The 236-nt window shown below is 65.3% G+C and carries 1 pseudogene; it reads right to left on the reverse strand.

Annotated elements, in window-relative coordinates:
• Positions 1-236: pseudogene (locus AC0IY0_RS29035) on the reverse strand ((Fe-S)-binding protein); the annotation flags it as partial.

Raw genomic sequence — 236 nt, forward strand, 5'->3', positions numbered from 1 at the left:
CCGCAGCACTCGTCCGGCCGGGCGAGATCGACCAGCTCGACGCCCTTGACGAGGCGACGCAGGTCGAGGGGCTTCGAGAAGTACGGTTTCACGATCTCGGACGGTCGGGCATGGTGGATGCCGCGTAGCGCAGTGCAATTGCCGTGATAGGCGACCTTGTGCGGGAACTCCGCCCAGGGCAGAGCCTCGAGTTTCAGCACGTCGTGCCGAAACTCGACGAGCTCGTAGGTGCTGGC

This window comes from Methylobacterium sp. AC315 (assembly GCF_979253755.1).